The sequence below is a fragment of the Nocardia sp. NPDC057227 genome, assembly GCF_042669725.1.
Lineage (GTDB): Bacteria > Actinomycetota > Actinomycetes > Mycobacteriales > Mycobacteriaceae > Nocardia > Nocardia asteroides_A.
Genome location: NZ_JBHUXA010000038.1, coordinates 38,395 through 61,703, shown reverse-complemented (window position 1 = coordinate 61,703; position 23,309 = coordinate 38,395). Strand labels below are relative to the sequence as shown.

Below are 23,309 nucleotides of genomic sequence, written 5' to 3'. Positions count from 1 at the left end.
TGGGGGGGGGGGGGGGGGGGGGGGGGGGGGCTGCGGGGGGCCCCCCCCCCCACGGGTGGTGGTCCGGCCCGCCGCGGGAGGTCGACACCGCGGCGGGCCGGAGGAGCGGAGGAGCGTCAGGCCGCCTTCCGAGGGCGAGCGGGGACGAGGCCGAGGATGATCCGGCAGGGGGTGCAGTAGCCGTCGGCGTGGATGATGCCGTTGCGGGCGCAGGCGTCGCAGCGGCCGGTGCGCTGCCCGGCGCCGAGCGCGCTCGCGTGCCGAGCTCGGCGCGGTGCGTTGCCGGTGCGCGTGCGTGCCGGGCGCGCGGGCTGGTCGAGGTTCATCGCCATCCACCGGGCGATGAGCCGCCAGGTCGGGCCGTTGCCGGCGGCGGCGGCGCGGATGCGGTCGAGGATCGCGCGAACTTGGCGCGGGTGCGCGGTGGCGATGTGGTCACAGCGGGACTCGACGAAGTCACCGAGCCGCCAGTCGCCGCGCAGCGGTGGGATCCCGGGGTGGCCGTCGGCGCGGCAGACGTCGCAGAGCCCGTCGTCGCTGACCGGCGCCCCGTCACGATGGTGGACGGTGGTGCGGTCGATGACGGGCCGGTCGATCCAGCAGCCCACGCACGGCCAGCCGAGGTAGCCGAGCAGCGCGGCGCGGTCGTAGTCCAGCCCGGAGCCCTGCCAGGTGTCCTCGGGCTCGTCGATCTCGCCGTAGGGGCGCCGCTCGTCGTAGTCGCTCGGCACGGCGAGCCCGGTGCGTCGCTGGGCGAAACGGATCTGGTCCGCCTGCCGCACCCAGGGTGTGCGCTGCGCGCGCGGGCGCCGACTGCGCCGCGGCCGGTCACCCTCGCTGTCGGGGGCGGTGTCGTGTTCGGCGAGGAAGGCGCTGGCTCGGGCGTCGAGCTCGGTAAGGCGTCCGCCCGGCGCGTTCCGGCGGGTTCCCGATGTGGTGCCAGCGTCGAGGAGGTCTCGGTCGGTGTCGGTGTAGTTGGCGACGGTGTGCAGGAAGTAGCTGCGCTCCCACAGCTCGGCTTGCACGTGCGCCCACACCTGGTGCGCGCGCTTGCGTGGCTCACCCACCGGCGGGGTGCGGTCGATGTCGGGCTCGGTGTCGATGGCGTAGAGCCGCTCAGCCGCGTAGCCGGCCCACAGTGTCGCTTGCCGCTCGGTGACACGGCGGTCGCGGGCACGATGGCGCAAGCTCACCGTGCCGGAGTCCGGGGCAGGGATGCGGTCGCGGCGTGCGGTGATCGCGGCGGCGGTGAGGCGGGCGTCGTCGGTCGCCTTCGACGGGGTCGCGGTGAGCCGGTCGCGCCCACGCTGGTCGCGGATGGAGCGCCGCACCCACTCGGCTGCCTCGATCGAGGTGTCGGCCTGCTGGGGCAGCAGCGGCCGATACAGCCCCGGCTCGGAGTCCGCGGTCAGCTCGATCACCAGCTCGCGGAGTTCGGGGCGGCTCTTGGCCATCCACCCGAGTCGACGCGCGGCGGTCTTGAACGGCACGCGGGTGAAGAGTTCGGCGGCGCGGTCGAGGAACTCCCGCTCGGCGGGCTTGGCCAGTTCCAGTACTTGAGCCCAGCGCTGGCGTGCGCGGGCGGGGTCGGTGTCGAGGAGGTACTCGATCTCGCAGAGCGCGTCGGCGAACGCCGACGACACCGCGCCGGTATCGGTATCGGTGGCGGTGGGGTCGGGGGTGTTGAGGACAGCGGTCATCGCGATTCCTGTTCTGGGATGGGGGAATGCCGAAGCCCCGCACCGGAACGCGCACAGCAGTACGCACCCCGGCGCGGGGCTGGGCGGCCGGTCGTCTGACCCGCCTGAGTGCGACCGACCGGTGCGGGCGCCCGACGCGGCGGGAGGGAACGCGCCGGAAGGCCGTCGCCGAATCCGCTGCGCATGACCTACTCGACCGGTGCGGGTGGCTGTGTCGCCGCGCGGGTGCGGATTCGGTGGGGGCCGGGCGCGGGCCCGGAGCCGTGGCGGGGGACCGCGCTGGTAGCACTCGGGAAGGCGGGGCAGATGGCCGGACGATCAGCCCTCCCCACCGACCCGACAGCACCCGCTCACTCCGATCCGGCCACGGCTCCGCACGACCCCGCACCAGCTGCCCCGGGTCACGACATCGACACGGCGAGCGGACGCAGCCCGAAGTGGCGCGCAGCCAAACCGGGTCTGGGTTCCTCTCTCTCGAGAACCGGATTCAGAAGCCGGAATCGGCTCCAGCGCTGCTGCTCGCTGCCTGTCCGGTCCACGCCTCCTCGCCACTGGCACCGGAGTTGACGAAGTCGCGGGCGCTGCCACCGCGTGGCGTGGTGCGGGTGACTTTGGCGGTGGCCCGGCGAAGCGAGGGACCTACCTCGTCGACCTCGAGTTCGGTGGTGGTGCGGTCCTGGCCGTCGTCGGTCTTCCACCGGCGTTGGCGCAGCCGCCCGGTGACGATGACCCGCGCCCCCCGACCTACCGATTCGGCGAGGTTCTCCGCGGCGTCGCGCCAGATGACACAGCGCAGGAACAGCGGCTCGGCGTCGCGCCAGTCGTTGGCGCGGCGGTCGAAGTAGCGCGGGGTGGAGGCCACGGTGAACTCGGCCACCGCGTGCCCCTGCGGGGTGAATCGCAGGGAGGGGTCGTCCACGAGATTGCTTATCTGCATTAGGAGGTGGAGCGGTTTGAGCCACTGGCGACTGACACGTCTGAAGGATGGGCTTATGTTGTCGGCTTCGAGTTCGGTGGCGGTGCGGTTCCGGCCCTCGTCAGTTCTTCAGCGTCGGTGGCGAAGCCGACCTGGTCGGCTTCCAAGGCGGGGACTGGCCCGCAGCCGCGGAGGCTGAGCTTCGATGTCGAGTGATCACTCTTCTGCGGCCGTTGGGCCGTCGTTGTGCGAGTCGACGGCTTCTCGTTCGAGCAATTGCCCGCGGTACCGACGAGCGTGTACGAGGAGCGGCTGGTATCGGTTGGGTGCTTGCTCGACGAGCGGTTCGAGCAGAGCAACTGCTTCGGTGGCGGCCGCAAGACCACGGTGTAGCTGTGTCCTCGTTGCTGCCGAAATCTCTGCTAATCCCACGAGAGATTGAGCGAGGAAAAATTGTGAGGGGGCGGAGTCATCTACTAGTACTATCTGGCGGTATAGATCGACCGATTCCAGCATGGACGGCACCGCCTCTCCCCATCGACCGGCTTGGCCGAGCTGTCGGGCCAGGATGTGCAGCGCGTCGGCCAGGTAGCGCTGGTAGGCGTTGGGATCGGTGGTCTTGAGCTGGCGATAGATTCGGACCGATTCGGTGGCGGTTTCGATCGACTGCTGGTGGTGCTCAGCTTTGCCGAGCCAGAGGGCCAGGGTGTTCAGTGCGTGGGCGAGGTTGTCCTGGTGGGTGTCGGGGTCGGTGGTGGTGAGCTGGCGGTAGATCCGGACTGATTCCGTGGCGGATTCGATCGCCTGCTGGTGGAACCTGGCTTTGCCGAGCCAGAAGGCTAGGGTGTTCAGCGCGTCCGCGAGACTGTGCCGGTGGGCATCAGGGTCGGTGGCGGTGAGCTGGCGGCGGATCTGGACCGATTCGGTGGCGGATTCGATCGCCTGCTGGAATTTCCCGTCTTGGCCGAGCCGGCGAGCCAGCGCATCCAGCGCGTCGGCGAGGTAGCCCCTGTAGGCGTCGGGGTCGGTGGCGGTGAGCTGGCGGCGGATCTGGACTGATTCGGTGGCGGATTCGATCGCCTGCTGGTATTCCCCGGCGTCCTCGAGCCGGGAAGCTAGGGTGTCCAGTGCGGTGGCGAGACAATGCTGGTTGGCATCAGGGTCGGTGGCAATGAGCTGACGGTGGATCTGGACCGCTTCGGTAGCGGGCTCGAACCCCTGCTGGTGGTGCCCGGCTTTGCCGAGCTGCTTGGCTAGAGCGGTTAGTGCATCGGCGAGGTTGTGCTGGTGGGTGCCGGGGTCAGTGGTGGTGAGCTGGCGGTAGATATGGACCGATTCGGTAGCGGGCGCGATCGCCTGCTGCTGACGCCCGGCTGGGCCGAGCCGTTGAGCCAGGGTGCTCAGCGCGGCCGCGAGACTGTGCCGGTGGGCATCAGGGTCGGTGGCGGTGAGCTGGCGGTAGATATGGACCGATTCGGTGGCGGGTTCGATCGACTGCTGGTGGTACCCGGCATGGGCGAGCCGGAGGGCCAGGGTGTTCAGCGCGTGGGCGAGGTTGTGCTGGTGGGTGCCGGGGTCGGTGATGGTGAGCTGGCGGTAGATATGGACCGATTCGGTGGCGGGCGCGATCGCCTGCTGCTGACGCCCAGCAAGTCCGAGTTGGCGGGCTAGGGTGTCCAGCGCGTCGGCGAGGTCGGAGTGGTGGGTGTGCTCATGGATGGTGAGTTCGCGGTAGCACGTAACAGCGTGTTCGGCTGCCAGATAGGCGTGTTGATGGCGTCCTGCACGGCGCAGGCGTCGGCAGTAGGTGAGGTAGAGCTCGGCTCGCTGGAGCGGGTCGGTGGTGGTGTTGATGCGGATCGGGAGGAGCGCGAGCTCGAGCGCGTCGAGCACGGCTTCGCGATTGGATTCCGCAGACAAGTAGTGGTAGAGAGCCTGCAGGGTGGCATGCGAGATATCCGGAAGCTGGGAGAGGCGCGCGAGGGTGACCAGGTCGGCATGTGTGGTAAGAGCCGGGTCGCGTTCGAGCACCGGGTATAGGACCGCGACGGCGAGATGTGGCCACCGGCTTGCGGCATCGATGAGGGTGGACAGGATCGCTCGCGTCCACGTAGGTGGTGCTTCACCCGGCGGATGGTCGAGCGCACGGAAGGTAGCTTCGATCACCCAGTCGTCGGACCTGGCCGATGGTGTGGCGGCGGCTGGCCCGGGTGTCAAGTGGGCGAGGAAGTCTTCGCCGAGCATGTCCGGGCGCAAGGGGTTCAGGACGGTTTCGGTCGCTGGGTAGAGGCGGGCGTGGTCGTCGATGAGTGTGGTGGCGGTGACGTGGTCGGCGGCCAGGCCGGTGGTGATGAGCAGTTGGCGTGCGTGTGCTCGGGGTAGTCCGCGAGTGAGGGTGGCGAGGTAGACCAGTCGCTGCATGGTTCGGGGCTCGGTGGCGACATCGCTGGCATCGAAGCGTCTGGTCCATTCGGTGTGTTCGTTATCGAGCAGGTAGGTCGAGACGCTGCCGGGGTCGGCCCTTTCGGGCAGGGCGTGGACGATGGCCAGCGCGGTCATGTGCAGCGCGAGCACGGACGCGAAGCGAGGCTGGTCCAGATTCAGCGCGACCCGGTAGTAGGAGGGGTCGGGAGGCCGTAGCTGAGGCGGGGGTGGTGGGCGCAGAGCGGCGCGGAACGCGGTGATCGCTGTATCGAAGACGGAGTTGCGGCCGAGGCTGATGTTCAGCGAGGTCAGCGGCATCACCGATTCGGGGACTCCCCAGTCCCGAAGGGTGGTGGCCAGCACCGGCCACCAGGGTTCGGTCGTGCGAGCCAGCAGCAGCAGCCGGACCCGGACGCCGGGGGTGCGCTCGGTGAAGGCATGGAGATTGACCGCCAGGCTATCCAAGGTCGCGCGGGACCAGCGGTGGGCGTCATCGGCGATCAGGAGCAAACCGCGACCGTTGGGCAGGGTGATGGTGGCCGATCTGTCGACATCGCCGACTGTGGGGACTGCGCGTTGGGCGATCCATTCGGTCGCGTGCACGGTTCGGCGCAGTTGTTCGGCTACCCGGGTCTTGCCGTAGCCGCCTTCGGCGTGGACGAGTCTGACCGACAACGGGGTCGGGGTGTCGAGCCATTGCTGTAGGTCGGTGAGTTCGGTGTCGCGGCCCACCAGTGGCACGACGGCGTAGCGGGGATGCAGTGCCAGCGCCGGCTGGGCGGCGGCGTCCTGGCGCGTGAGCTGTTGCGATGGCGGGAACGGGCGCAGCCAATATGGGTAGTGGCGGTCGTCGAGGCCGATCCGCACGTCACCGGCCACGTCGCTGATCGCCAGCGCGTGTCCACCGATGGTGCTGGAGGTGATGGTCTGGTCGGCCGAGCCAGGGCGGCGCTTGCCGAAGAACTTCACTCGTTGATATCGACGTTGCCGGTGACGCCATCGACGATGCGTGCCGAGCCGCCGATTCCGGAGCCGGTGATCGTTTGCTCGGCCGCGACCGGAGCCGTCGTGGAAGTCGTGCCGGGGACCGGCGCCGCGGCGGTGGACGGTGCGCGGCGCAGCGTGTAGTTGCCGCCGACGTTACGCACGACTTCGGCGTTACCGCTGATGCTGGATCCGGTGATCGCCTGCACTGCTGATGGTTTGCGTGCCAGGACGAGGCCGGCTATCGAGGCTGCCAGCCCCGCGATGCCGACGAACAAGCTGAGTATGCTGGCGAGCTGGTCGCCTTTGCTCAGTCCCAGCCACACAAAAAGCCCCGTGCCCGCACCGACAGTTACTACTCCGAGGGCGAAAAGCGCCCAACCCCACGCCTTGCCTGACATGGCGCCATTATCGCATCGAATCTCGTCCGGCACGTGTCGGTCGAACAGCTGACAGTTGGCGCTGTCGTCGGTTTCGCCTGACCCTGTCAGGCGTTGGCAGGCTGCAGATGCGCCTCCGCTGCGGGAAGCCGTTGCTATCTGCCCTCCCGTGGTGCAACCGGAGCTGGGGCGGCGGCGCGGGTCACATTAGCGCGTGGCGCCAGGAGCTGGAGAGGTTGGTGAGTGCGGCGGGCGGTTGGCTGGTATTCGGTGTACTCAGTCTGCCTGGTGATCGGCGCCGACGCTGGTGGGGCCGCCAGGGCCGGTAGTGCGGCCACTGGTGCGGGTGAGGGTGGCGGTGGCCATCAGCAGGGATGAGCCGATGTCGTCGAGGTCGAGTTCAACGGTGGTGCGGTTGTCGCCGTCACGGGTTTGGTAGTTGCGTTGGGTGAGTCGTCCGGTGACGATGACGCGGGAGCCGCGATCGAGGCTTTCGGCGGCGTTTACGGCGAGGGCGCGCCAGGCGTGGCATCGCAGGAACAGGGCATTGCCGTCTTTCCATTCCCTGGTGGTGCGGTCGTAGTAGCGGGGGGTGGAAGCGACGGTCATGGTCGCGAAAGCGGTGCCTTCAGCAGTGAAGCGCAGTTCGGGCGGGGCGGTGAGGTTTCCGTGGACGGTGATCGAGGGGCCGGTAGCCATGGTCGTCTCCTGTTCGGGGCGAGCAGATGTCGTTTCAGGTGGTCGGTGCGGGCAGGGTGAGGGCCGGCCCGGGATGAGCGAGCAGGGTCAGCAGTTGGTCGCGTTTGGCGTCGAGATGGGTCAGCGTGGTGCTGAGCTGATCGATGTCGCCGAGCCATTGCCGGGTCCGGGCGGTGTCGATACGGACGGTGATGTCGGCGCGGATTTGTTCCAGGCGCGGGAGCTGGTCGGGGTCGATCTGCTGAAACGGGCAGCGTAGGCAGGCATGTTCGTGGACGCAGGGGGTGGAGTAGGGGCGCACGCAGTTGCCGAGCTCGATTCGTCGGGCGCCGAAGTGGGAGGCGAAGCCGGCCAGTTCGGCTGTGGTGGGGGTGCGGTATTCCTCGGTGGGGCGTTCGGCGCGGCGGCGGGTGAGGAATTGCTGGTAGCGGGTGAAGACCTCGTCGGGGTAGATGGCGGTGTAGCCCATGGTGGTGTCGAGGTTGTGGTGGCCGAGTAGCTGGGCGGCGATGTGGACGGGTAGCCCGCCGTTGACGGCGTCGGTGGCGAACAGTCGCCGGAAGTCGTGCGGGGTGAGCCGGGCCCGGAAGCCGGCTCGGGTGAGGGCGGTGGCGAGGTATTCGCGCAGGGTGGTGGAGTTGAATGCCCGCGCCCGCCAGGCCAGGCGGTACTGGAACAGGTACGGCATCGGCTCGCTCCAGCACCGTTCGTGCTCGTCGTGGCGGATCACGATCGGGATCGCGCCATCGGTGGTGGTGATGCGGGCGATGATCTGTGCGAGCACCGAGGCCAGTTCGGGGCCGGCGGGGATGACGCGCTCGGCGTCGGTCTTGGACGGTGCGATCTGCAGCAACGGGACGATCGTGCCGCCGGGTTGGCGGTAGGGCTGGATCGAGTGGTGGGTCAGCTCGAGCAGCTCCTCGATTCGGATCCCTGTGTGGCGCAGTACCTCCACCATCGCCCAGCACCAGAACGCCTGATGCTCGAGGCTGTGCGGGGCCAGCAGCGATTCGTCTTCGGCGCGTAGCGCCGGTCGCCGGGCCGAACCGGGCCGCTCGGTCGGGCGGGAGTAGAGGTGGTCGTCGAGGGTGAAGCTCGCGCCGGGTTCGGTGGCGCGGGCCAGGCGGAGCAGTTCGGTGCAGTGGTCGAGGTGGCGGCGGGTGGAGGCGATCAGCTTCGGGAGCTGGGGTGCGAGCTCGCGGGTGCGGGCGTGGATCCGCGCGGTTTCGCGGCGGCGCTCGCGGGGGTTGACCCGGGCGTCCTGGCGGGTGACCGGGCTCGGTGCCGCCCACTGGGCCCAGCGGTGCGGGGCGTCGTTGGCCCAGTGGTTGAGGTCGAGGTAGAAGCAGCGCACCGCCAGCAGGATTTCGCCGGGGCGCTTGCGTAGTGCTCCGTCGGGCAGAGTCATCAGCCGTTGCTTCCACGCCTCGATCACCGCGCGGTCCAGGCGGTGGTCGGCGATGTCGGGGTGGTGGGCTTCGATGTCGCACCAGAACAGCTGACACAGCCGGTGGGCGAGCTGGCTGAAGGAGACGTAGTCCATGTCCGGGCGCCGCTCGGTCAGATACTCGCGCAGCAGGATCCGCATCGCGGGGTTGGTGATCGGATACTGGTTCACGATCTCGGCGGGGCTGCGCTGGGTGGCGGTCAGCACCGCGGTGAACTCCGCGGGCCCGTCGGTGAAGAGCCCGGCCGCGCGGCCGCAGTGGTAGGCGCTCGCGCACGAGATCGAGTTGTTCGGGCCCTTCACCTCGATCACCGCGGCCCGGTAGTCGAGTAGATCCTCGACGGTCAACGCCGCCAGCGGTTTGCCGGTGCGGATGCAGATCCGGACGAAGTCGAGCAGCGTCGCACCCACCGCCCAGTGTGAACGCGCGAGCTCTTCGGCGTGGCGGGCCAGCTCGGCGAACACTGTGGTCTCGTGTTCCTCGCGCCAGGTGGCCCACAGCCGCTTGCTGCGCAGGGTGAGCAGGAACCGGTAACCGGGCCGGATCGCCCCGCAGACGATCATGGCCTCCAGCGCGCGGGCGAAGCGGTCGCGCTCGTGGTGGTTGGCTGAGCGCGCGTCGAGCCAGGTCGCCGCGTCGGTGTCGGCGCCGCTGGCGATCCAGCGGGCCTGATAGGTCGCGCCCGGGATCGTGTCGATCCAGTCGAACCAATCCTGCAGCGCCCGGGTGTAGCGGGTCACTGGATCCAGCCGGCTCAGGCTCGGCGGCAGCCGCGCCGAGAGCAGCTCCAATGCCTGGTTCCACAGCTCGGCGCGGTGCGCGGAGGTGATCGGGTGCTCGTAGAACGAAAGCGGGCCGGTCACTGCATGCCCGGGAACAGCACCGCCATGGCCGCGGGGTCGTAGCCGGGATCCGGCGACGGTGCGGCGGGAGCGGGGCGGGCGTAGTGCTCGCGCATCTTGGCCACGAGATCATCGATACGAGCGCGAGCGTAGATCTGGGTCGAGGTCAGCGACCGGTGACGCATCAGCCGCTGGACGTCGGTGATCAGCAGGTTCGGATCATCGAGCAGCCGCATCGCGTAGGTATGGCGCAGATCGTGGAAGGTCACGTTCGCGCCCAGGTGCGCATTGGCGCGACCCAGGACCTGGCGCAGCGCCCAGTACGTCAACGGTCGCTGCCGCCCCCGCACCGTCCACCACACCAGCGATTCAGGCGCGAGGTCGATGTCGCCGAGCTCGGCCAGATACGCCGCAAGCCACAAGAACGCATCCGGCGGCGCCGGAATCCATTCTCGCTCGCCGTGACCTTTGCCGACCAGCGCGACCAAGCCCCGCCCGACGTCGAGATCGGCGATCCGCATCCCCAGCAGCTCACTGGCGCGCGGCCCGGCACCAGCTCCCAGCGCGACGATCGCGCGATCCCGGTTGCTCGGCAGGACCGCGAAGAACTCGTTGAACACCGCATCGGGCAATGCCCGCGGGGCCTTGACCTGCGCCCGCTGCCGATACGGTGCCCGCCCACCCGCCGACGGCGGTTCCATCGGGCTGCGATGCGACCCCGGACGGTCGGCACCGACCCGGGCACGCTGCTGGGGGACCGGGTTCACCACCGGACCTGCCCCGGTGAGCAGGTGGTAGTCGTAGAACATCCGCACAGCCGACAGCGAATGGTTGATCGTCGCGCTGGCATACCCCAGCGACAGACTTGCCTTCCCGGTCACCGGATTCACCGACCCCGCGATACTGCCATCGACACGCTGTGTCCGCCGCTGCGGATTCGGCGCCGAGCGGAGCCACAACACGAAATCGCGCACATCGTGGCGAGCGGCCTGATCCCAGCCGACCTCGACCGCGGACAGGAACCGCAGCCATCGCAGCAGGCTCAGCAGATAGGACCGCACCGTCGCCGGGCTGTAGTCACACGCCACCAGATGCCGCACGAACTGCGCCACGTGCTCATCGGTGGCACCGGCGGCATCCACTAGGCGCGCTGGCTCGCCACGATCACCGTTCGCCAACACCGAACCAATCTGCGGCACAACCAGACCCGACACATCACGACCCTCGGGCAGAGTCCAACGCTCCATAGACACGAGCGAAGAACCTGCCACAGCCGCTTGGCGCCCGAAACAGCAGGTACTGCAACAATATTCGATCAGATCGATGAGTTAGTGCAGTCAACATGACCTATCGCCGTCAGGGAGGTGTCACCGGGCATATCGGGCTCCTTTCACAGGTGTGGAGAAGGCTGGGGATAAACCTCTGGTTGAGGGTTGGGTGGTCCGGCGCGCGATCGAGTCCTTGCGGTCCGTGGCGTCAGCCGGCGGTGGCGAGGGAGAAGAGGGCAGGCTGGTGCTCGATCTCGGCGAGCCAGCTCAGCAGCCGGTGCAGGTTGACGTCGGGGGCGTAGGTGAGGCAGGTGCCGTCCACGGAGTCGACACCGAGGGCGTGGGCGTAGCGCAGCCGCCGACGGGTGTTCACCCGGCCCATGTGCACCCAGCGGTCACGGCGCTGGGCTTCGGCGATGAGGTCGGCGGCCGCCGGGCCGAGTTTCCAGCTGGTGGTGCCGCCGATGAACAGCACGTCGAAGTCGCGCCATGGGATGTCGAGGTGTTCGAGCCCGTCCTGGGCGACGAGGGCGGTGAGGTAGCCGAGGTCGCGAATGCGCGCGAGCCAGTGCGACGACCGGGTGATGGTCGCGGCCGCGTCGGCGAGGATGTCGGGTGCGGTAGCGAACAGACAGCGTGGTGCATGCGCTGCGCGGCGTTCCAGCCACCCGAACCAGCGGTCGATGTCGAATTCGGTCCCGGCGGCGAAGCATCCGTTGTCTGCCGCCCACGTGACCGTGTCGGGTAGCTGGCTCTGGCGCGGGGTGTCCAGACATCCGAGCGACCCGGCCGTCATCGCCGCGCGTGCTGCCTCGCTGTTGGGATTGGCGAGGTACAGCACCCGGCTAGTGAGGGTCTGCCGGGCCGGGTCCTGTTGCTGGGTGTTCCTGGTCGTCGAGGTCCAGGCCGAGGTCGGTGGCGGATTCGTGACCGGTTCGGATCAGGCGGCGCAGCTGGGTGGGACGCGTGCCGGAGCGCAGCGCGGTCTCGAGCAGGACCGCCATTGGGTGCCCGGGCAGGGCGTCGATCGCGGCATCGAAAGCGATCCCGGCGAATGGGCCATCTCCGCGCAGGTAGGCGGTGAACCCGAGCAGAGTCGCCGCGTCCGCGCGCTCGGCGCCGGTGGTGGCGCGGGTGAGCAGGGTCCAGAGCCGTTCGGCGGTGTGCGCGCGGATTGCGGCGGGGAGGGCGAACATGACATCGCGCACCGCACGGTCGCGCAGCGCCACTGCGACACGGGCCAGCTGGTCAGGTGAAGGCTCGCTACCGGATCGCATCGTGTCGATCAGCGCGAGCACGAACTCGGCTTCGCCGCGGGCGGCGTCGATCGCGGTGCCATGCAAGGCGGCGTCGATGTATCGCTGGTGGGTTTCGCCGCTCGCTCGCGTCAGTTCGTGCTCGACCGCCGCCTCTAGTTCCGGGTCGAGGGCGATGAGAGCGGTGAGCTCGTCGCGGGACCCGCGCAAGGGGACTCCGGCTAGGACGTGCCCGAACGCCACCGGGGAGTCAGCGGGATCGGCCAGTGCCCCGGCACGGTCGGGATCGAGCAGATCGGTCCACGGGGTGCCGGCTGCGAGGCCTGGCAGGAGGTAGGCGGCGCCCAGCACGGTGCCCGCGGTCTCGAAGTGGCCGGCCAGCGCAGTCACCAGAGGCCGCCATCGATTCCGTCCGGATACCGGGTCGGTGTGGTCGTCGACGACAACGGCGATGATCTGCGTGATCCGGCCCGGGCCGTCGATGCCGGTGATGCACTCGGCGACGAGGTCGGCAGGCACCGGGTGGCCGTCGGGGGTGTTCAGCTCGAAGCGGACCACCGCATCGACGCGCGCCACCCCGTTCGTCGCTGGCGGTGAGGTGCTGGTGGTGGGTTCGCGCAGGACCGCGATCACCAGGGAGCGTTCCGGGGTGAAGCCGATCATGGCCGGGACCGAGGCCAGCAGCGCGCCGGGATCGGCGAGGTAGGCGGTCTGCCTGTCGTTCCAGCGCGGTTGATCAGTGGTGTTCATCGACGGACTCCTTCCGGCAGGGTGGTCAGGTGCGGCGGGCGCGGCGTGCGGCGCGCCGGCGGGCCAGCCCGCGGGTACAGCGGGGGTGGTGACGGGTGGCCAGCGCGGCGGCGAGAACGTCGGCGTCGTCGGGTTCGAAGTCGAGCCACCACTCGGGAGTGCCGGCGGGCATGGACTTGTGGACCCGGATGCGGATACGGGCGCCGTCGGTGCTGAGGCTGACCCGCCGTCCGTCCCGGGTTTGGACGCGGAGCAGGACGCTGCCCAGATCGGGGTAGGTCATCGATGGACTCCTTCGGGTGCGTGGTGACGAGCAGAACCGCCGCGGCCCCGGGGCGGTGGGGGGGGGGTGGGGGGGGTGCGGCCACAGGGGGCGGGCGCGCGCCCATCGGGGTATGGGGGCCGCGCGCCCGGCCTTGCTGGTGCTGTTGTTCAGGCCGCGAGGGTGTCGATGTCGATCTCGCGGTAGTCGACGTCGCCGGCGGCGGCCCGGTCGACGTCGGTGAGCGCGAACTCGATCGAGCTGTCGGCGGGCAGACCGTCGGCGAGCTCGGCGAGCAGGTGCAGATAGCGGGTCATCGCGGCGGAGCGAACCCGCCAGAAGCTCTTGTCGATCGGGGCCTCGCGGGTGGCGAGCACCATCGCCAGCACGATCACCCAGGTCCGGTTCACCGGCGCGGCCTCGATCGTGTCGAGCAACGCCTGCCGCGACCCGTCCACGCCGAGCGCCGTGGTCACCTCCCGCAGCGCCGCCGCGTCGAGCTCCTCGGCGAGGTAGGTGGCCACGAACCCGGCCGCCTGGGCGGGCGGGGTGCGCCGCTGCAGGTACTCGCGCAGGAACTCCTGACGTCGCTCCTTGGCCGCGACCCCGCGCAGGTTGAGCTGGCGCACCCGCCGGTTGTCCTGACGAGCCTGCTCCCGCGCAGCAGCCGCCGCCGCGGCCTCGGCGCGGACCTGATCGTCCGCCGCCTCCGATGCCGCGGCGAGGGAGAGCCCGCTGTCGCCGAGTTGCTCGACGAGCAGGAAGAACTCCGGTGTCCACCGATCCCGCCACGCGACCGTGCTCGCGTGGCGCAAACCCTCGGCCGGGGTGGTATCGGGGTCGTGCTCGGTGTCCCAGTCCACGGTCGCGGGCTCGATGTCGGCCCCGGTGTCGGTGTCGACGAGCAGCGCGGCCTCCTCCCGCTGGAGGAAGACCACCCAGCGGGCCGGGTCGGCATAGATCTGTTCCTCGCCGACCGGGTCCTCGCTGGTGGTGAGCTCGGAGGCCGGGATGAACGCTGCCTTGGTGCTGCGGGTGTCGGGTTCGCTGGTCAGGATCCCGAATCCGTAGGCGGCGTAGGGCAGGGCGGCGTGCAGGCGCGCGCGGGTCTCGGCGCGCTCGGCGGCGAGGCGGCGGGCCTGGTACCCGAATTGGTAGTGCGCGGCGGTGGTGAGCGCGTGCACGGCGTCGGTGTCGCCGGCGGCTTCGTAGTCGGCGATGACGGCGAGCTGTTCGAGGGTGTGCTGCCCGGAGTTCAGCAGCCCGCGTGCGGTGGCCGAGCGCCCGACCGCGGCGGCTGCTCGGATCTCGGAACGTTTGCGCTGCAGACCTTCCGCGACGCGAGTGGGGGTCGCGCCGAGGTCGAGCATGAGCGCGACGCCTGCGGCGCGGTCGGCGTCGGTGAGCGGGGTCCGGCGGTCGTTCAGGTTGATCTGGACCAGGGTGCGCTCGATGCGGCGCTCGGTGTCATCGATACCGGTGTCGGCGTTGGTCACCCAGACCGGCACGCTCGTGAGTCCGACCGCGCGGGCGATGAGGGTGCGCATCTGCCCGTTGATGACGTGGATGCTGCCGTCGGGCTGGCGCTCGGCCAGGATCGGATCGCGCACGCCGAAGGTGCGGATCGAGTCGGCATCGGTGGTGTGATCGTCGAGGTCGAAGCTGACGCGGACGTTCTCCGCGATCACCAGATCATTCGGATCCAGCCGCTCGGCCGCCTCCCGCACCGGCGTGGCGGTGACAGGGGTGCTGTCGGAGTCGGGCGCGGCGGCGGTGACCGCGGAGTCGTTGGAATCGGTGTCGGTGTCGGGGGTGTCGGTGACGATGGTGAGCGCGGTGGTGGACACAGAGCCTCCTGGTCAGGGAATGGGGACGGCCGCACCGCCAGGTCGGTGATGCGGCCGTGTCGAGAAGTGGCAGTGCCGGGTCGGCCGGGAACCTCTCCGGGCGGAGATGGTTCTCAGGCGGCGGTGGCGGCCTGCGAGCGGTTGACGCGGGTGACGTTGATCGGGTGCAGGCGCTGTACGCCGTGCTCGTCGGCGAGGAAGGCCCAGTGCCGGCCGCGCCAGCCGGTGTGCGCGGCGCGCCACCGCTCGGCCACGGTGTCCTCACCGAGCGCGGCGGTGGCGCCAGCGGCACCCTGGTTTTTAAGCTGGGTGAACTCGGTGCGAGACAGGGGCGTGAGGTTCTGTACGGGTGCGGACATGACGAACTCCCTGGAGTTGACTTCGGGTGGGCGCGGGGATGCAGCGTGCGGGGTTGCCGGGCACGTCGCCGCGCGGTGAGCGAGTGGTGTTCTCGGGCCGCCACCGAGCGGTGAGCAAGGGCTCGGGGATCAGGCCGAGTTTGCAGCGCTCATGCCCGGTTGGCGGGGCTGGGAAGAGTAGGTGCAGTCGACCGATTCACCGTGATGCTGACCGGCGCAGACGATTTCGCCGAGTTGCCGGTCCAGGACAGCGAGCTTGCGGCGGGCGAAGTGTTCGTGGTCGTCGATGCGGTCCTTCTCCAGGGCCTCGTGATTGCTGCTGGCCGCGGTGATCTCCGGGATCTCGGGGAATCCGGCGGCTTGCCACATACGGAAGTAAAGGCTGGCGGCGGAGGATCGCAGTGGGCTGAACAGACTGATCTGCAGCATGGCGCAGCAGATCTCGGCGGCGGTCGCGGGACGGGTGTCCTGGTCGGTGGCGACTCGGTCGAGCAGTTCTCGGCAGTGTGATCGGTAGACGAACTCGGTGGCCATGCGGTCGTGGTGGGAGTTGAGCAGGCAGAAGCTGTGATGGATCCGATCGGCACGCCGGGGATTGCGGGCGCGGGCCGCTACGATCTCCTCCTCGGCCCACTCCATCCGCTCGAAGATCCCGCCGAGCGCTCCTGCGAACAGCTCGTCCAGGACGGCAACGCGGCGGAGGATTCCCGCTGACGACGAGGCGCGGAGAGTGGCCGTGTGGTGAGCGGCTCGGTCGGTCGTGGACATCGCGATTCCTTCCGGACGCGGGGTGACGGTGGGCGTGCTTGCTGCCCGAGGTAGGACGCAGCGGATTCGTCAGTCACCGCGGCCACCGGCCGCACCGCCAGCCGAGGGCTCAACGGTGTGCATGAACGCCCGCGGCATCAGCAGTTGGTGCCCACCGGCATCGGCAAGGCGCGCGTAGCGGCGGTGCACGGCTTCGACCCGCATCTGCGGGTGCGGATTTCCGCTATGGGTGTGAATCGTGGCCGGGCTGCCCGCGTGGCTCAGCCGGTGCAGCTCGGCACCGAGCACCGATACCGCCATCGGCGCGCCGGGGGCGGTGGTCCCGGCCGCGGCCGGTGCCGTCACCGGCGAGCCGGTGCTCCGATCGGGAAGCAGGCGGCGAACGAACCGCAGCGCTGGGTTGCCGGTGGCTGCGGGCGGCGCCGCCGGAGAACGGAACAGCTGATCGGGCATGAAGGTTCTCCTCGAAGAAGTAGGAATGACCGCGGTCGAGTGCCGCGGGTCAGGTGCGTTCCAGCTCGTTGTGAGCGAAGTCGTGGTCGGGGCTGCCGAGCAGCCGGTGCCCGCATTCGGGGTAGAACAGGCCCCAGTCGTGGCAGAACCCGCACATCGCGCAGTGCGGGCCGAGCAGCGCGTTGTCCTCGTCGACCCATGCACCGCAGTTGTCGCAGCCACCAAGATCGAAGGCAGCGAAACCGCGGTAGGTCTCGGGCAGGTAGCCGGAGTTGGAGTACCAGGCCCCGCCGTCCCAGATCCCGTGCTGTTCGTTGAACAGGTAGGCGGAGTGTTTGTAGGCGGGGTCGACGGTGAGCAGCACCAGTTTGTCGCTGCCCAGCCACCGCTCTAGCCGCTCGCGCCCAGCCCAGGAATCCAGCGACCCGAACGGCTGGGTGGGGAGGTAGTCCTCGGCCGCGATGCGGGTGTCGGAGCGGTCGTCGCCGATCGCGGGGTGCACGGTGGCGGGCAGGATCCCGTTGTGGGCGAGCACCGTACGGGGATCGCCGCCGAGGAGGAAAGGGTGGCAGTTGTCGGTGACGCGGAGGCCGTGGGTGGCGTAGCGGGAGTGGAACAGCGCCGGGCCGCCGGGGTGGCGGGTGCGGACGGTGGCGAACTCGGCGATCATCGCGATGGCGTCCATTCCGTGCCCGACGGTGATCGTGGTGCCGGTGACGATCGCGTAGCCGTGCCCGTGGGGGTTGGCGGCGGCGCCGTTGGCGAGGGCGTCGACGTCGGGGAGGGCGCCGGGTTTGAGGAAGGTCAGGATGCACACTGCAGGGCCTCCATTTCGCTGTAGAGGGCGGAGTAGTCGGGGCGGCGGTTGGCGACCCAGGCGGTGAACGCAGCCCATTCCCAGCCGCGGCGGCGCGCGATCTGCGCCGCGGACAGTTCGCGCGTGTACTCGACCGAGGCCGCGGCGAACCCGAGCGCGGCCTTGACCTGCTGGGGCTTGACCGAGCTGGCGAAGATCCGCAGCTCGAAGGTCTCGGCCGGTTGGACGTTGACCGCCTGGTATCGGGGGATGTAGTGGTCAGGGTCGCGGAGACCTTTGGCGTCGGTGACCGCGCGGGCACGGGCGGCTGGAGTGAACTCGGCCCACTGGCTGTGCCGGCGCCGGGCCAGGGTGGTCACCGGGGCCTCGTTGCGATAAACGAACTTCAGCCACCGGTAGGCGTGCGCCGGGGAGGAGAACCCGGCCCGGGAGAGGTGGACGTGGATGCCGACGGTGTCGTCGGTGTAGGCGCCAAGCAGTCGTAGCCGGGTCAGCAACCCCCACGGGAACTCCTCGCGCGCGAACTCCGGGGACATGGGGTGGGTGACGAGCTCGAACCCCCAGGGGCTGATCGAGCCGTCCTCCTTGAGGTAGCCGAGCCCGCCGAGGTGCTTGATCGCGGTATCGGCCGCCTCGCTCAGCACCCCGCGAGGCAGCTTCAGTTCCAGTTCCAGGCCCAGGAACAGCGGGCCCCGGCCGTGGAAGACCGGGGTCGGCTTGTAGTCCCAGGTGTGGATGCCGGCGTGGCCGGTCGAGGTGTCGGCGCAGTCGTCGCAGTAGGTATAGCTGTCGCGGATCAGCGTCGAGCAGTCCGCGCAGGGGTGGTAGTCCTCGCGCTCGCACGGCTCGCAGACCCCGCGGTCCCCCTCGACGGTGACGGTGACGGCGGCGCGGTCACCGCAGTCGTCGCAGCGGGTGTAGTTCTCGGCGCAGCTCTCGCACACGTCGCTACCGCCGATGATCGCGGTGGTCTCGCGGCTGTAGCGGTCGCAGTCACCGCACTGCGTCCAGCCGATGCGGCATTCGGTGCACCGCGAGGTGTCGTGCACGGTCAGGGCCCGGTCGCGGGCACGAACCGCGCACTCGTCGCAGCGCGGCACCTCGGCGGCGCACCGCGGGCACAGCCGCTCGCCCTCGATCGTGACGACCGGACCGGCAAGCAACGGGATCGGGTCCTCGCACTGCTCACACGACTCGGCCAATGTGGTGGTGGGCATGGTCATGGCACCTGCCTTTCGGACAGGACAGGAAGAGCCCGCGCTCCGCCGGAAGGGGCGGAGTGCGAGGCTCTTCGGGGGACGGAGGTGGGTCAGGAAGTCGGCGCGGGCAGCGCGGCACGGCGGTGCCGACCCGGACCGGTTCTGCGGTTACCGGCCACGGTCCCGCGCAGGGGCAGGCAGGTGCAGTCCGGGATGGTGGGGCGGCAGTCGAAGCACCAGCCGCAGTCGGCGCAGTGCGGGCCGATGCGGTGCAGGTCGGTGTGCCAGCAGTGCTCGCAGGTGTAGCGCGAAGACCGAGGGGGCCAACGCTGGTGCGGGGGCATGTAGCTGGTGTTGGAGTGCCAGGCCCCGGCTTCCCAGTGCCCGGCCTGCTCACCGAACAGATAGGCCTGCTGGCGGTAGGCCGGGTCTATGGTGAGGATCACCAGCTTGCTGCGGCCCAGCCATTGAGTCAGCCCCCGGTAGCCGCGGTGGGTGTCGATCGACCCGAACGGCAACCTGGGTAGGTAGTCCTCGGCGGCAATGCGGGTGTCCGAGCGGGGATCGTAGGCGGACGGGTGCACTCGCCGGGGCAGGGTTCCGTTGTGTGCGAGCACTGTTCGGCGGTCGCTGCCGAGGTAGAACGGGTGGCAGTTGCCGAGGCCGCGCTCGCCTTTGGTGGCGTAGCGGGAATGGAACAACGCCGGCCCCTCGGGATGCTGGTTGCGGATGGTGAGGAACTGCGCGATCGCGGTCTCGGCTGTCATCGAGTGCCCGGTCAGGATCGCGGTGTCGGTGAGCACGGCGTGGCCGTGCCCGTGCGGATTGGCGACCGCCCCGTAGGCCAGCGTGAGTGCATCCGGCGCGACACCGGCGGGGTAGTAGGTCAGCAGGCACATGCGAGTTCCTCCATCTCCGCGACCAGCGGGGCATAGTCCGGGCGCGCAGTGGCCCAGGCGGCGAACCGCTGCCATTCCCACGCCCCGGCCCGGATGTCGGTCACACGCAGGGAGCGGGTGTAGTCGATCGAGGCCGCGGTGAACGCGAGCGCGGCCTGCACGCTCTGGCGATCGAGCGAGCTGGCGAACACGCGCAGTTCCAGGGTGTGGCGCGGGTAGACGTTGATGGCCTGGTGGCGGTCCAGCCCGAGTGCGTGCTGATGCGACTTCGCCGTATCCCGAGCCTTGGCCCGCGCCAAGTGGTCGAACGGGGCGTAGTGCGAGCGCCGGCGCGCCAGCCGGGTGACGGCGGATTCGTTGCGGTACAGCAGCTTCAGCCACCGGTAGATGTGGGCGGGGGAGTCGAACCCGGCGCGGCTGGCGTGCACGTGCAGCCCGACACTGGAATCGGTCTCACACCCGCGAGCGTCGAGCTCGTCGAGCAATAGCCACGGGAACCGTTCGATCGCGTACCGGTAGGACATGGGGTGGGTGACTAGCTCGAACCCGCTCGGCCGGATCGAGGAGTCGCGCTTGAGGTAACCGAGCGTGCCCAGCTGCCGGGTGGCCTCGGCGACGCAGTCTCTGTGATCGTCTTCTGGGACGATGATTTCGAGTTCGAGCCCGAGGAACAGCGGGCCCTCGCCGTGGAAGACGGGATCGGGTTTGTAGGTGTAGTTCCACACCCACGGCCCACGCCGGCACCGATCACACCCGTGACCCGGCCGCAGCAGCGTGCCGCATCCAGTGCAGGATGCGTAGCTCGCGGCGCAGCGCGAGCAAGCGCGCTCGTTGCCCGAGACGTAGCGGCTCGCGGCAGTGTAGTGGCCGCACTCGGAGCAGGCGTCGAAGAACGCGGCGGCGCACCGTGAGCAGACGGTCACCCCGGTGTCGGTCCGCAGCGCGGGATCGGTCAGACGGCGGCACGAGGCGCACCCGACCATGGTCCTGGTGCAGGGGCGGCAGAGACGGTATTGCTCGGCTGTCACGAGCAGGGCTCGCCCCAGCGAGTGACAGCGGTCGCAGCGCGGCATCGTCCGTTCGCAGCCGCGGCGCAGCCACTGATCCGGCTGGTCGTCGAGGCGGTGGAAGTCGCCGTCGGCGCAGTGGCGACAGACCACGCGGGGAGGGTCAGGCGCGAGATAAGAATGAGGCACGGCACAGCCGCCTTTCGGGGGAGAAGGAAGTCGCCGGTCGGAAGGGGAGGCTCCGAACTGGCGTTGATGGACTTCAGAGGCAGCAGCGCCTACCAGCGCGTACGGCGACGACGAAAGCGCGGCGATCGGTGTATCCGCAGCTCCGCTGTGCCTTCGGACCCCACAACCGCGACAGCTCCATCTCGGCCCGCCCTCGTGGCCGAGGAGCTGCCCGGATGCGGCTGCGTCCCCCGAGGGACACGTCCACGCCCATTGGGGCGTTGGGTCGCGGCGGGATTACGCCATCGGCTCGGACAACGAGCAGCAATTCACGCTCGACTCGGTGTGGGACACGCCGAACCACTATCCCTGGTATTGCTACCTTGTATCGGCTACTACATCTATGCTTGTAGCTACCGTCCCGCGAGGGCGGGCGAGCCGGAAAAGGGTTCGTAGTAAACGCCGAGGCGTGACCGGAGCGTGAACGTGTGCAGCGAAGCGCGACCGGTGCTCGCCGGGCTCTGCCCGGCAGAGGCCCGCGAGTGGCACGCATCCACAGGATCCGGCGCGGGTGAGGCCGGGAAGACCGGAGAGGGCCATGACCAACAAGCGGGTCGTTCAGAAGCGGGACGACGGCGACTGGGAGGTGCGGGCGCCCGGCGCCGACCGGGCCAGCGCGGTCGTTCCCACCCAGTCCGCGGGCATCGATCGCGCCCGGGAGATCTTGGGCAACGCCGGAGGTGGTGAACTGCAGGTCCGGCGCCTCGACGGCACCATCGGCCGCCAGGACACCATCGCGCCCGGCAACGATCCACGCTCCTCGAAGGGGTGAGGCCCCGAGCGGCTTCGCCCGTCACGCCCGGCTTCGCGCAGCCACCGCGCGGGACACGGTGAGCGTGACAGCTGCCGAAGAGCCACAGCTGTGGTGCGGTGAGATGGTCGCGGTGCTGGAACGGCGCTTCACCACTTACGTGGAAGCGATGACTCTGCCGGTCGCCGCTACGGAACTGCTCGCCTGGCTCGATGACCAACGCCAGTTCCTCACCATCCAGCACAACGACTGGCAGTCGATGCTCAGCGACTTCCAGCTCGCCTACACCGCCACCGGGAATGTCCTGCGCACCGCGATCGAGGCCGAGCATCGGGTCGTGGCGAACCTGGCGGGCACGCTGTTCATCGAGACGGCACGAAACGATGGCGGCACGAAAATCGAAATCGGCGAACAGGTCCGCGCCGAGATGCGTACCGCCACCGCCGCGTTTGCCCACCGTCTGACCTGCGATGACGTGATCACAGCCGCGTGGCAGGACCTCCTGCGCGCCTGCCAGAAGCCGGGGACCACGGTCGAACGGATCGAGTACCTACGCCAGACGCTATGGGCCATCACTGAAGCCCGGCGCCAGAACATCGACGGCACCTTCGGGCTGGCGCGCGAGCTCGCGCGGGTCCTGCGCGGAGACCCCGGCTCGACCGAGCACCATCACGACTCCGCCGCAGTCACCGGCCTCGACACCGAGGCAGGACCGCTACCAGAGTGGCAGCGCGCGCAAGTGTGCGAGAAGATGCTGCTCGACCGGGCCCCGAAGACCGATTGCGTGGTGTGGTTGCGCCTCGGTCCGGCTGTTCCGCACACCTTCGAGACCACCCACGACCAGGTCACCTTCTACAGCGCTCAGCTGCTCGGCGCGTGCGTCGGGCACCCCGAGTACGCACGCAACTTCACCGTCGTGCCCCAGGAGGTCCTCGATCTTCCCACCTCGGTCACGACCGGCCCACGCCGCTGGAGCGATGAACCCGACCTGGTCTATGCGCGTGTGCAGTTGCCGCAGATCGAGCTCCATCTCGCATCCCGCGTCGCGGCGACCTTGGTCGCAGCGCTGGTGCAGGTCGGCGAACCCCACCCCGGTACCTGGGAGCTGCTGGCGGGCCGCATGGTCTTTGTCGACGGACGGCTTCTCTCCTGGCCGGGATGGCCACCCCGCACGCCACGCCCTCAGCCGGTTTCGGCTCCTGCCGGTGACGGTGTCGCAAGGCGGATCGAGCTGCTCGACAGCACCTCTCAGCCGCTGGACCGGGCCAAGGCCGAGCAACTGAGCGCGGCCCTGACATTGAGCACCGCGCTGGACCGTGCTCACGACGAGGGGCCCGAAGCCATGGTCATGGCTGCGGTGCGCGCCATCGAACATGTCAACGCTTGGGCCGTCGGCGGGCGCAGCGACTGGTCGAACTTCGTGCGCTGCTACTTCAAGAAAGCGACCAGCCGTGCCCAGCTCGTCGCCTACCTGGACGAATTCGCGATGTTGGCGACCAACGAGATACCCGACCCCGCTCCGGAAGCCGAGCCGCCTCCGGCCGATCTGGCAGATATCCGCGACGAGCTGTGGACCTACGCCGGCGGTGTCGACTACCTCGACGTCGGCGCGGCGATTCCGCACCTCACTCGGCTGCAGCAGATCCACCACCGCGATTGGCTGTCCCGGGGACTGGCCGAACTGGCTGCGCTGTTCGGGTCCGGGACCGCGGTCACCGCCCGGCTCGACGTCTACGGTGCCCGGTTCGACATCCACCTGCGGCGCCTCAAACGCATCCGCAACGCCGCGATCCACGGTGGCCCAGTCACCGCCGAATCGTGCGCCTCCATCGCCGAATTCGCCTACCACCTCGGGCACCTCTGCCTCAACCAGACCATCACCGCACACCTGACCGGCACCGGCATCGGCACGCACATGAAGGAAATGCGCGCCAGAGAGCGCCAACGATACGAGCGGATATGGACCGATGACCGCTACGACGAACTGTTCGTCGCCACGCCGATCTGACCCGCGCGACGCCCGCGAGTGCGCCCCGACCTCGCGCTACTGCT

General features: G+C 69.4%; 20 protein-coding genes. 2 read left to right on the top strand and 18 right to left on the bottom strand.

Annotation, left to right across the window (positions count from 1 at the left end; genetic code table 11):
• Positions 1-116 precede the first annotated feature (116 nt).
• From ACFUJ1_RS32905 to ACFUJ1_RS32820, 18 genes are all read right to left on the bottom strand, one after another.
• Complete coding sequence (locus ACFUJ1_RS32905; RefSeq protein ID WP_378651217.1) at positions 117-1,700, bottom strand: hypothetical protein; 1,584 nt, start codon at positions 1,698-1,700, stop codon at positions 117-119.
• A gap of 487 nt (positions 1,701-2,187) precedes the next feature.
• A complete protein-coding gene (ssb, locus tag ACFUJ1_RS32900; protein ID WP_378651216.1) occupies positions 2,188-2,637 on the bottom strand; it encodes a single-stranded DNA-binding protein in 450 nt (149 codons plus the stop codon).
• A gap of 195 nt (positions 2,638-2,832) precedes the next feature.
• On the bottom strand, positions 2,833-6,009 hold the full coding sequence (locus tag ACFUJ1_RS32895) for a hypothetical protein (RefSeq protein ID WP_378651215.1): 3,177 nt from the start codon (positions 6,007-6,009) through the stop codon (positions 2,833-2,835).
• The gene (locus ACFUJ1_RS32890) at positions 6,006-6,425 is read right to left on the bottom strand and encodes a hypothetical protein (protein WP_378651214.1); all 420 of its coding nucleotides are present in this window, start codon (positions 6,423-6,425) and stop codon (positions 6,006-6,008) included. The genes ACFUJ1_RS32895 and ACFUJ1_RS32890 overlap by 4 nt, the downstream gene beginning before the upstream one ends.
• A 255-nt stretch (positions 6,426-6,680) precedes the next feature.
• Complete coding sequence (gene ssb, locus ACFUJ1_RS32885) at positions 6,681-7,103, bottom strand: single-stranded DNA-binding protein (RefSeq protein WP_378651213.1); 423 nt, start codon at positions 7,101-7,103, stop codon at positions 6,681-6,683.
• Positions 7,104-7,137: 34 nt separating this feature from the next.
• Positions 7,138-9,414, bottom strand: coding sequence for a tyrosine-type recombinase/integrase (locus ACFUJ1_RS32880; RefSeq protein WP_378651212.1), 2,277 nt, complete (start codon positions 9,412-9,414; stop codon positions 7,138-7,140).
• The gene (locus tag ACFUJ1_RS32875) at positions 9,411-10,640 is read right to left on the bottom strand and encodes a tyrosine-type recombinase/integrase (protein ID WP_378651211.1); all 1,230 of its coding nucleotides are present in this window, start codon (positions 10,638-10,640) and stop codon (positions 9,411-9,413) included. The genes ACFUJ1_RS32880 and ACFUJ1_RS32875 overlap by 4 nt, the downstream gene beginning before the upstream one ends.
• 229 nt (positions 10,641-10,869) lie before the next feature.
• Positions 10,870-11,502, bottom strand: a complete 633-nt coding sequence (locus ACFUJ1_RS32870) for a hypothetical protein (RefSeq protein ID WP_378651210.1) — start codon at positions 11,500-11,502, stop codon at positions 10,870-10,872.
• 4 nt (positions 11,503-11,506) lie between these two features.
• Positions 11,507-12,667, bottom strand: a complete 1,161-nt coding sequence (locus ACFUJ1_RS32865) for a DUF4192 domain-containing protein (protein ID WP_378651209.1) — start codon at positions 12,665-12,667, stop codon at positions 11,507-11,509.
• Positions 12,668-12,692: 25 nt separating this feature from the next.
• Positions 12,693-12,950 carry a hypothetical protein gene (locus ACFUJ1_RS32860; protein ID WP_378651208.1) on the bottom strand — a complete coding sequence of 86 codons (258 nt, stop codon included), beginning with the start codon at positions 12,948-12,950 and terminating at the stop codon, positions 12,693-12,695.
• A 149-nt stretch (positions 12,951-13,099) separates the two neighbouring features.
• Positions 13,100-14,776: a ParB/RepB/Spo0J family partition protein gene (locus ACFUJ1_RS32855; RefSeq protein WP_378651207.1), complete on the bottom strand. Its 1,677-nt coding sequence runs from the start codon at positions 14,774-14,776 to the stop codon at positions 13,100-13,102.
• Positions 14,777-14,889: 113 nt separating this feature from the next.
• On the bottom strand, positions 14,890-15,135 hold the full coding sequence (locus ACFUJ1_RS32850) for a hypothetical protein (protein WP_378651206.1): 246 nt from the start codon (positions 15,133-15,135) through the stop codon (positions 14,890-14,892).
• Positions 15,136-15,264: 129 nt separating this feature from the next.
• Entirely contained in the window at positions 15,265-15,903 is a 639-nt protein-coding gene (locus ACFUJ1_RS32845) for a hypothetical protein (RefSeq protein WP_378651205.1), read from the bottom strand.
• Positions 15,904-15,972: 69 nt separating this feature from the next.
• A complete protein-coding gene (locus ACFUJ1_RS32840; RefSeq protein WP_378651204.1) occupies positions 15,973-16,356 on the bottom strand; it encodes a hypothetical protein in 384 nt (127 codons plus the stop codon).
• A 49-nt stretch (positions 16,357-16,405) separates the two neighbouring features.
• Entirely contained in the window at positions 16,406-17,173 is a 768-nt protein-coding gene (locus ACFUJ1_RS32835) for a hypothetical protein (protein ID WP_378651203.1), read from the bottom strand.
• On the bottom strand, positions 17,161-18,396 hold the full coding sequence (locus ACFUJ1_RS32830) for a hypothetical protein (RefSeq protein ID WP_378651202.1): 1,236 nt from the start codon (positions 18,394-18,396) through the stop codon (positions 17,161-17,163). The genes ACFUJ1_RS32835 and ACFUJ1_RS32830 overlap by 13 nt, the downstream gene beginning before the upstream one ends.
• A gap of 86 nt (positions 18,397-18,482) precedes the next feature.
• On the bottom strand, positions 18,483-19,271 hold the full coding sequence (locus ACFUJ1_RS32825) for a class II glutamine amidotransferase (protein ID WP_378651201.1): 789 nt from the start codon (positions 19,269-19,271) through the stop codon (positions 18,483-18,485).
• Complete coding sequence (locus tag ACFUJ1_RS32820) at positions 19,259-20,431, bottom strand: hypothetical protein (protein WP_378651200.1); 1,173 nt, start codon at positions 20,429-20,431, stop codon at positions 19,259-19,261. The genes ACFUJ1_RS32825 and ACFUJ1_RS32820 overlap by 13 nt, the downstream gene beginning before the upstream one ends.
• A 613-nt stretch (positions 20,432-21,044) precedes the next feature.
• On the opposite strand from ACFUJ1_RS32820, the gene ACFUJ1_RS32815 reads away from it, so the two are divergent.
• Positions 21,045-21,278: a DUF2188 domain-containing protein gene (locus ACFUJ1_RS32815; protein ID WP_378651199.1), complete on the top strand. Its 234-nt coding sequence runs from the start codon at positions 21,045-21,047 to the stop codon at positions 21,276-21,278.
• 103 nt (positions 21,279-21,381) lie between these two features.
• Positions 21,382-23,265, top strand: a complete 1,884-nt coding sequence (locus ACFUJ1_RS32810; RefSeq protein WP_378651198.1) for a hypothetical protein — start codon at positions 21,382-21,384, stop codon at positions 23,263-23,265.
• The last annotated feature ends 44 nt before the right edge of the window (positions 23,266-23,309 follow it).

Bases quoted from the DNA above. Each gene is read 5' to 3' on its own strand.
- ACFUJ1_RS32875 (WP_378651211.1), bottom strand. From the start codon at position 10,640: ATGGAGCGTTGGACTCTGCCCGAGGGTCGTGATGTGTCGGGTCTGGTT.
- ACFUJ1_RS32815 (WP_378651199.1), top strand. From the start codon at position 21,045: ATGACCAACAAGCGGGTCGTTCAGAAGCGGGACGACGGCGACTGGGAG.
- ACFUJ1_RS32825 (WP_378651201.1), bottom strand. From the start codon at position 19,271: ATGTGCCTGCTGACCTACTACCCCGCCGGTGTCGCGCCGGATGCACTC.
- ACFUJ1_RS32840 (WP_378651204.1), bottom strand. From the start codon at position 16,356: ATGCCCGATCAGCTGTTCCGTTCTCCGGCGGCGCCGCCCGCAGCCACC.
- ACFUJ1_RS32905 (WP_378651217.1), bottom strand. From the start codon at position 1,700: ATGACCGCTGTCCTCAACACCCCCGACCCCACCGCCACCGATACCGAT.
- ssb (WP_378651216.1), bottom strand. From the start codon at position 2,637: ATGCAGATAAGCAATCTCGTGGACGACCCCTCCCTGCGATTCACCCCG.
- ACFUJ1_RS32860 (WP_378651208.1), bottom strand. From the start codon at position 12,950: ATGACCTACCCCGATCTGGGCAGCGTCCTGCTCCGCGTCCAAACCCGG.
- ACFUJ1_RS32810 (WP_378651198.1), top strand. From the start codon at position 21,382: ATGGTCGCGGTGCTGGAACGGCGCTTCACCACTTACGTGGAAGCGATG.
- ACFUJ1_RS32845 (WP_378651205.1), bottom strand. From the start codon at position 15,903: ATGTCCACGACCGACCGAGCCGCTCACCACACGGCCACTCTCCGCGCC.
- ACFUJ1_RS32890 (WP_378651214.1), bottom strand. From the start codon at position 6,425: ATGTCAGGCAAGGCGTGGGGTTGGGCGCTTTTCGCCCTCGGAGTAGTA.
- ACFUJ1_RS32850 (WP_378651206.1), bottom strand. From the start codon at position 15,135: ATGTCCGCACCCGTACAGAACCTCACGCCCCTGTCTCGCACCGAGTTC.
- ssb (WP_378651213.1), bottom strand. From the start codon at position 7,103: ATGGCTACCGGCCCCTCGATCACCGTCCACGGAAACCTCACCGCCCCG.
- ACFUJ1_RS32865 (WP_378651209.1), bottom strand. From the start codon at position 12,667: ATGAACACCACTGATCAACCGCGCTGGAACGACAGGCAGACCGCCTAC.
- ACFUJ1_RS32830 (WP_378651202.1), bottom strand. From the start codon at position 18,396: ATGACCATGCCCACCACCACATTGGCCGAGTCGTGTGAGCAGTGCGAG.